Source organism: Paenibacillus sp. ISL-20, from assembly GCF_018613005.1.
In the GTDB taxonomy this organism is placed as follows: domain Bacteria; phylum Bacillota; class Bacilli; order Paenibacillales; family Paenibacillaceae; genus Paenibacillus_AQ.
This window is the reverse complement of sequence record NZ_JAGGRD010000074.1, coordinates 25,247-33,389: the sequence shown is the minus strand read 5'-3', so window position 1 is coordinate 33,389 and position 8,143 is coordinate 25,247. Positions and strand designations below refer to the sequence as shown.

The window sequence follows — 8,143 nt, the reverse complement described above, 5'->3', positions numbered from 1 at the left end:
AGACGAGTCAATATCCACCGGATGGAGACTATTGACCGCCTTTGCATCCGTCTGTAAATCAAAAGTTCAGTTTATATAGTCGGAATTTTATGTATCGTTATGGATGGCCTCTGGATCGTGGATAACTATGATTCATATTCTACTTACCCGAGAGAAGCATTTATCTATATAATTTGTGGAATATGTTTAACGTTTTGTGCTTATTTGATCATCCAGTGTAAAAGAAAGCGTGCAGCTCAGATAGAGAATAAAATGATGAATCGCCCAAGGTCACGAAGAGATAATCGAGTATTCATCAATAACATATGGGGGAAATTAGAGGTAATTGGAAGTCATGTTTCTCCTTGTTATGTTAGTAATCATTTTCATCTTTGATTCCGGAATGGCAGTACGTCTTCTTCAGCTACTTATATTCTTGGGAATGATCGGATTATCGTTTCTCTATATCATGCAGGATGAGGGCGGGGATAAAGATGATGAGGATTTCCAACGTAGAAGCCATAAACTTCGGAAATTCCTGCGTCTAATCGATTATAGAGAACATCCCTTCAGTGTGCCGCTGATTCTGTTTATTATCATTGTCCTGACATTTTTACTATCTAAGCAATTTGGGATTATGCTCAGTTTGGAGACAAGCGGGAATCCCAGATATGTAATGGGTTTACCGACGGGAACGTTTATTTTGTCAGGATTAGTTTTTTTCAGTGGGTTTATCTATATCATTCAGCATAATGATTTTTTCGGGATTCGCCAGGCAAAACAGGGCGAGCATAAGCTGATGCTGATTCATTTTATTGAAATTATCATCTGTGGAGCGACTTTTTTTATATGGCTCATGCTCCTGTTCATTGCATTGTTCACAAGTTATTAACAATCAAATAAATGATTACACGAGTCCAATACAGAAGGGTGACCTCAGCACATGGCTAAGATCACCCTTGTTATGTCAAATTCAACTTTTTATTTATTCCCTTTGCGCACCTTTAGCAGTTTGCCTTTGACCGTCGTGTTTTGCATCATTTCAAGCACAAGCGGTCCTTTACCGTTCAGAATCTCAACATCGGTCACAAAATCGAGGATCGTAATAATCCCGATATCGTCTGCAGTTACCCCGTCAAGCTTAGCAATCGTCCCAACAAAGTCTACGGCTCTTAGCTTTTTCTTCTTGCCGCCATTGAAGTTAAGCTTCATAATTTGCTTGTTTAATTGCTCGCGCTTATCTTTTTTCGGTTCAGGCTTAAACTTTAGTTTCTGTTCAAAATTTTCTCTATGGCGATCCACTTCCTGTTCGGAGGGAGCTTTTATTTTCGGAATCGCGAATCCAATATACGTCTCAATCTCGGCTAATCGTTTGACATCCCTTGGCGTGACGAGGGTAATCGCTTTACCCGTCTTGCCTGCACGTCCCGTACGTCCCGTGCGATGAACATAGCTTTCCTTCTCAAGTGGAATATCGTAATTAATAACATGGGTAATATTCGTGATATCGATACCCCTGGCGGCTACATCCGTCGCAATCAAGTAACGGAATTGTCCCCTTCTGAATGCATTCATGACCTCGAATCGCTCTTCTTGCTCCATCCCACCATGAATACGATCACATGGGTAGCCGAGATCAGCCATTTCTCTGAATAGTTTATCCACATGCTCCTGCGTACGGCAGAAAATAATACAGCTATCCGGATTCTCAACAATGAGCAAGTCCTGAAGCAGCGCCAACTTGTTCGCTTCCATCACCTGGATTAGAGCGTGTTCAATCGTGGCCGTCGTTAGACCGTTCGCTTTGATCTCAATCTGGGCAGGATTAACCATATACTTGCGTGATAGCTTGAGCACATCCTCAGGAAACGTAGCGGAGAATAACATGGTAACCCTGTCACGAGGCAGCGCTTGGATGATCGACTGAACCTGCTCAATAAAGCCCATATTCAACATCTCATCTGCTTCGTCAATGACAAGATAGGCAATCCGCTCTAGCGATAGCGATCCGCGTTCAATATGGTCCAGCACACGTCCCGGCGTACCAACAACCATGTGCGTTCTTTGCTTTAACTCGGCTTTTTGTATATGAAAAGGATGTTTCCCAAAAAGAGGTGTTGCTTTGATCCGCTTAAAGCGCCCAATATTCGTTATATCTTCGTTGACCTGTAACGCGAGTTCGCGGGTTGGCGTCAGGACTAATGCCTGCGGCTTATTCTCATTCCAATCCACTAGCTCGCAGAGCGGGATACCATAAGCGGCTGTTTTGCCGCTACCTGTTTGCGATTTGACAACAAGATCCCTTTTCTCAAGCGCAACTGGAATGACTTCCGTCTGAACCTCTGTCGGTGTCTCATAACCCAAGCTATTCAGTGCTTTCACAATCTCTTCGCTTAATTGATAATCTGTAAAATGTCTCTTACTCATCTTCAACCTCTTCTACGCTAAATTCGAATACCTATATATACAGGCTTCCACCGTACATTTACAGTATGCTCATTTATTATACTGGATTCTCATTCTAATTATTGGACTTTATACACTGCTCTTGTGATATACCACGCTGTGAACGATATGAGACCCAAGGTTGCATGCCGAGGGTGGGGGTCGTCCCACTTGAGGGGACTAAAAAAACAGATTCAAATGGAGCATAATCATGTCTAAGGGAATAAGTAAGCGCTGCAAGCTCAGATGTGCTGGAGAAGGCTTTACCGGAAATGGTATAATTTCAAAAAGGATTTAAAGTGGGAGGCGGAAATCATGAGAGAAGATCTTTTGACACAGCTCGAAGAGTGGCATGAGGAAGATGAATACGAAGAGATTGTAGATGCAATTATGGAGATTCCTGCGGAGGAGCGGGATTATGACCTGATCAGTCATTTAGGCAGAGCGCTGAATAATCTCGAACGTTACGAAGAGGCGGTTGAACAGTTTTTAACCATTAAAGAAGAAGGTAAAGATGATCCGCTCTGGCATTACCGCATAGGGCTTGCGTATTACTATCTGGACCAATATGATGATGCCTTAAGAGAATTTGAAATCTCAGATCAGTTAGACCCCGGGGATGAGGATACCTTGGAGTTCCTGGAATGGATCCGGAGTAAAACGCCTCAGAAGCCTGTAGAAGAATCCAGTGTGCAGTTTGATTTTGATACCGATTTCGATTTCACGAACTTTTGGGATGACAGCGAGCATGCCTTAGAAAAATATGTTTCTGACACGCCCACAGACGAGCTCATTGCTTCCGTGGAAGAAGAACTGGTCTTTAAGTTGCCAGCTTTCTATATTAATATGATGAAGTTACATAACGGGGGTATTCCCCAAAATAGGTGTTTCCCTACAGGGGAAGCAGTCTCCTTGGCAAAAGAGCATATTAGGATTTCAGGTATTCTGGGAATCGGACGGGAGAAGAGACATTCGTTGTGTGGAGATTTAGGCAGCCGGTTTGTTACTGAGAATGGTGGGTTCCCAGAAGTTGGCGTGGTGATTTGTGATTGTCCTTCTGAGTCAGAGGTAGTGATGCTGGATTACCGTTCCTCCGGAAATGACGGCGAACCCGAGGTGATTCATGTGGATAAAGAGAACAATTACAAGATTATCAGACTTGCCCCAACCTTTGAGATCTTTATTCGCGGATTGGTGGATGAGGAGATTTACGATGCCAAGCCATAGTATGGTTATATTCACCGTATCACAAATAACGGCGAAAAATTTTCTTGTGGAAATGTCTTGGGAATGATATTTACGAATAGGACTTACTTCTTCCCTTCGCGGCGAGGAACAACTATTAAGATTTAAGAAAAAATGGAACCCCCTCATGGGTGCGTATTGGACTAGATATCCAATGGCCTAGGAGGGGGTTTCTATTTCTCCAGGTGTAATGTTCTATTCCCCCGTTCCTCCAACCCAATATATGCATCGTCTAAAGTAGGACTACCCCGAACAAATGCAAGTTCTTCAACAGCCTTAACTTCGGGGTGGCTTTTTTTGGCTCACCAACATGAAGGTGTATAGGTCTGGGTTCGGCAACATGAATAATTTTTATGAAAGGTAAAGCCAAAATCTCTTTATCGTACTCTAATTAAGTAAGAGGGAAGGGAGATAACGATGCCACATGGATTTACATAAGCTCGTGAAGAAAGCGCAGAAGGGCAACGACAAGGCATTTCTTGAGTTGTTCCAGCAGCACGAAGAATCCATTTACCGGATAGCCTACATGTATTTGAAGAACAAGGATGATGCGCTTGATGTCGTTCAAGACACAGCATATCAATCTTTTAAATCAATCGACAGCCTGCGAGAACCGCAATATTTCAAGACATGGATTCTCAAAATTGCGATTAACCGGTCTATTTATATATTGAGGCAGCGGAAAAAGAGCATTCCGTTGCCACCTGAATACACCGAGCAACAAGTCGCTAGTTCCTGTGAGGAGGACATTCCTCTCTCGATAACTTTACAAGAACTGCTCGACGAACTGGATACTCACGAGAAAAGTGTTATCATACTGAAATTTTATCAAGGGTATACGTTTCAAGTAATCTCGGACATGTTGGAACTGCCCTTGGGTTCGACGAAAACGATATTATATCGAGGGTTAAGCAAGTTGCGGAAGAGTCTGAAGAGAGGTGAAATCTCGTGAGCCAACGCAATCCAATCATGAAAGAAATAGAGAAAATCGAAATTCCGAAGGAGTTGCATGAGCGCAGCATATTGGGGGCTCAGCAAGCGAAGCGGGAGCTTCAGCGAAAGAGCGGGGTTATGAAAGTCATAAAAGTCACGGGCATCACCGCTGCGGGTCTTGTGCTGGCTGTTGCATTGGGAGCGGTTGCGTCTCCTGCATTCGCAGAGTACGTGAAATCGTGGTTCTCGCTGAACAAGACGGATGATGGCTTGAAAAAAGCAGCGGATGAGGGCTTTGCGGAGCCAATCAACAAGCAGGTAACCGACCAAGGAATCACGCTTAAGGTGAAAGAGGCGATTCATGATGTGTTCCGCATTTCGATCCTATATGGTGTGGAGCAAGACGGGAAGCCCATAGATTCGGATCGGCTGTTCGATACGTTCATTCCGAATGGGCCTGATGATGATCCATATGTAAATCGATATGAAGTTGTGGACAGCCAAGGGAAGGTGCTTCCTTTGCACCTACAGCAAATACGTGCGGGGAACGACCGAATATTAACCCTGTCCCTCGACGATCTTGTTTCTGGTCAAGAGCTTCAGTCCATGTCCGATTTACCAGACGAGATTGTTGTACGCTTCGACATTAACCAGATCGGTAAGACATATGGGAAATGGCACTTGGATGTACCGATCGATTTGACCAAGGCGAAGACTTCTACGGTTATTGTTCCCATTAACAAGCGGTATGTCTCTCCGATGGGTTTTAGCGTAGACTTTAACCAGATTCGCCACGGGCCGAGCAAATCGGAACTCGTGCTGCAAGTCAATGAGACGCAAGCATGGAGAAGCGGGAAGAAGAACGAGCCGATGTTTCGCTATGAGGTGAAGGATGGCGGAGGCAATGTAGTCGCGGCGTTTGATGGTCTGAACCGAAAGGACTTAGGGTCAGGAAACACCAATGTCATTGAGAACTTCTGGAGTGGTGAAGGAGAGATGGGTCATATGACATATGGGCATCCCTTCTTGCCTTTTAAGGACAAAGAGGATTTGACGTTGGATGTAACTTCAATATATTGGCTGGAACGAGCATCCAAGGAGGTATCTGTGGCGCTCCGTCCAGAGGCGCTCGTAAAAGAACCGCTCAAGAAGGAGGTGAATGGGAAGAGCATCACTTTTAAAGTGCGGACGAAGACGGAAGTGGCATCTGAGCAGATGAAGGATGGCCGCAGCGCTTTTGAGGGAAAGGGTTGGATACTGGAGGCCGATCAGCAACTTGGTTCTGATACACTTGATCTGCAGTGGCGTATCAAGGACGGGCAGGGGAAGGAGATTCCTGTGGAATCAGTGACGGAGCTGGAGCAAGATGCGCAAGGAAATTATCGCAATCGTACATTGTTCTTCTTCGCAGATCAGACGTCGATGCCTGACAGCCTAGTGTTGTTCTTGGATACACGGACGAAGATTGCTTCGGTCAACTGGAGCATTCCGCTCGTGCCATCAACAGAGCCGCTCCCGCCAATTAACAATGAATCAGTATACGAGATGACAGTGGTAGAATTGAAACCTGACATCGTGAAGAGGGCAGAACAGGCGATGCGTGAGTTGGCTCCAGATAAGCCGTCAGAGTTGTTCGGCGTCGCGGATATTTCAGACCGATGGTTCCTGTATACGAAGGATAACAGCGGTAGTATCGTCATTGTGGAAAAGGCGACGGCAATGCCGATCATCGTGCACCGTGTCATTCCATACAACGAATTGGATGAGAAACTGCGTCAGACGGTGGAAGAAACCTTGCGTCAGATGAAGACTGAACAACCAATCGTGTTCAAGGAGGCTATTCGGGATAAGTCCAGGGAGAATAATCGGTGGGTTATCCAAAATGAGCAGGCCAAAATCGTCATTGATGCGATGACGGGCAAGGTGGATGAAGCCTCGATAAGCCATACGCTAGGACAGTTTGACGCGAAGGTTAAAGCTGCTGCCGAACAGGCATATCAAGATTTTTCGCAAGGCAAACCATTGCGAATCACCAATATTACGCAGCGAATGACACCGAAAGAGCATGTATGGGAGCTTGGTCGTGATATGAGTCTGTTCGCAAGAGTAGGTGTACGAACGAACCAAGTATGGTCGGTCGAACAGAGCTACAAAAATGATTACCCTGGCGATGAGCATGCAGTACAGAAGAAGTATGCAACACCGCTCTACACGCAAGAACAAGCCATAGCGAAGGTAAGTTCGACCGTCAAACAAGTATTTGGTATTGATCTGAAAGGATATGAGGTGAACGTCAAGCTAAATGTATATACGTTTACCAAAAAAGGTCTAATGGGGATTAAAGGGACAGTCAACCATAAAGGCGAGTTCTGGAAGCTGGAGCTGATCCCGAAAGGGGGAATTCAAGAGTAACAGACTTAGCATATAAGGCATGTTGTTTGAACAACTATTAAATAGGAGGGTATTATCTATGAAAATAAATAAATTACTCACGATTACACTGGTATGCAGCTTGTTCGCTGCAACCCCTGTTATGGCTGCACCAGTCCACGGAAACAACGGAAAATCGCAAGTGATTCAATATGCTGATTTGGATCACACCTTAACAGCAGCAGCAGAAAAGGCGATTGAACAATACGCCAATGGGAAAGTATTTAAGCTGGAGGAAGCTTCCAAAAGCGAATATTACGTAGATAAAAATAAAAAAGAGAGCTGGATCATTCAAGCCAAGGATCGGAGCGCTATTATTTCAGTCGATGCCATTTCAGCCAAGGTTCTCACCGTGTCGCTTAGCTTCAATATTGATGAAATAACAGGAGATTATCCAGCGTATTTGAAGGCAGCGCAGTCGGCTGGCAAGCAACTGAACGGCAAATCGGAACTTGCTTTTTCAGAAGCGCATTTTTTTCAGGACAATGAAGAAGGGCAAAAGAGAGCATCGGTGACCTTCAATGCGGAAGACGAGCAGTTCATAACCATCGACGTAAATACGGGTAAATCGGTGAACTACCGCTTGAAATATAAGGAGGCTGATGTAGATCGCAAAATCGTTACAGAGGCTGAAAAAGCGGTAAAAAGCATGGGGATTAGCAAGGTTCAGCCATTTACAAACATTGAGCGACAAAAAATAAACGGGGTAGTCGGAGAAGAAGTATGGGAATTAAAAAGAAGAGTCGAAGTTAATGGAGATCGCAGCAAATATAAAGCCTTGGAGATGGTTGATAACAGAGCGTTCTTCGTTGAGGCGTATGCTACAGTCGAAGTGAAGACAGGTAAGCTTATTTCCATATCGGTTCCGCCAAAGAAGGATAATCAGAAGCCAAAATCGCTGACAAAAGAGCAAGGCATTGCGCTGGCCAAGCCTGCCGCGAAGAAATTATTCGGCGTAGATCTGTCTTCCTATACGTTAAAGGTCGATAAAGACTGGGGAGACTATACGTTCAGCAGCAAAGGCAAAGAATCCATCGTTGCCAAGTTCGATAACTATGGCAATCTTGTACGTATGGAACGTAACTTTAAAAAACAATAGAGAGAATATGTT

At 44.6% G+C, this 8,143-nt stretch carries 6 protein-coding genes; 5 read left to right on the top strand and 1 reads right to left on the bottom strand.

Annotated features, from left to right (window positions below):
* The first annotated feature begins 382 nt into the window (after positions 1 to 382).
* Positions 383 to 871: a hypothetical protein gene (locus J7E85_RS32745; protein WP_215164134.1), complete on the top strand. Its 489-nt coding sequence runs from the start codon at positions 383 to 385 to the stop codon at positions 869 to 871.
* 89 nt (positions 872 to 960) lie between these two features.
* Here J7E85_RS32745 and J7E85_RS32740 read toward each other — a convergent pair whose 3' ends face one another.
* Positions 961 to 2,406, bottom strand: a complete 1,446-nt coding sequence (locus J7E85_RS32740; protein WP_215164133.1) for a DEAD/DEAH box helicase — start codon at positions 2,404 to 2,406, stop codon at positions 961 to 963.
* 333 nt (positions 2,407 to 2,739) lie between these two features.
* Between J7E85_RS32740 and J7E85_RS32735 the strand changes: the two genes are divergently transcribed.
* The 4 genes from J7E85_RS32735 to J7E85_RS32720 all read left to right on the top strand — a co-directional run bounded on the left by J7E85_RS32735 (position 2,740) and on the right by J7E85_RS32720 (position 8,131).
* The gene (locus J7E85_RS32735) at positions 2,740 to 3,651 is read left to right on the top strand and encodes an SMI1/KNR4 family protein (RefSeq protein ID WP_215164132.1); all 912 of its coding nucleotides are present in this window, start codon (positions 2,740 to 2,742) and stop codon (positions 3,649 to 3,651) included.
* A gap of 442 nt (positions 3,652 to 4,093) precedes the next feature.
* Positions 4,094 to 4,621 (top strand): sigma-70 family RNA polymerase sigma factor, encoded by a 528-nt coding sequence (locus J7E85_RS32730; protein ID WP_215164131.1) that lies wholly within the window; start codon positions 4,094 to 4,096, stop codon positions 4,619 to 4,621.
* Complete coding sequence (locus J7E85_RS32725) at positions 4,618 to 7,014, top strand: DUF4179 domain-containing protein (RefSeq protein ID WP_215164130.1); 2,397 nt, start codon at positions 4,618 to 4,620, stop codon at positions 7,012 to 7,014. Before J7E85_RS32730 ends, J7E85_RS32725 begins: the two co-directional genes overlap by 4 nt.
* A gap of 58 nt (positions 7,015 to 7,072) precedes the next feature.
* Complete coding sequence (locus J7E85_RS32720) at positions 7,073 to 8,131, top strand: hypothetical protein (protein ID WP_215164129.1); 1,059 nt, start codon at positions 7,073 to 7,075, stop codon at positions 8,129 to 8,131.
* The last annotated feature ends 12 nt before the right edge of the window (positions 8,132 to 8,143 follow it).

Bases quoted from the DNA above. Each gene is read 5' to 3' on its own strand.
- J7E85_RS32745 (WP_215164134.1), top strand. From the start codon at position 383: ATGGCAGTACGTCTTCTTCAGCTACTTATATTCTTGGGAATGATCGGA.
- J7E85_RS32720 (WP_215164129.1), top strand. From the start codon at position 7,073: ATGAAAATAAATAAATTACTCACGATTACACTGGTATGCAGCTTGTTC.
- J7E85_RS32730 (WP_215164131.1), top strand. From the start codon at position 4,094: ATGGATTTACATAAGCTCGTGAAGAAAGCGCAGAAGGGCAACGACAAG.
- J7E85_RS32740 (WP_215164133.1), bottom strand. From the start codon at position 2,406: ATGAGTAAGAGACATTTTACAGATTATCAATTAAGCGAAGAGATTGTG.
- J7E85_RS32735 (WP_215164132.1), top strand. From the start codon at position 2,740: ATGAGAGAAGATCTTTTGACACAGCTCGAAGAGTGGCATGAGGAAGAT.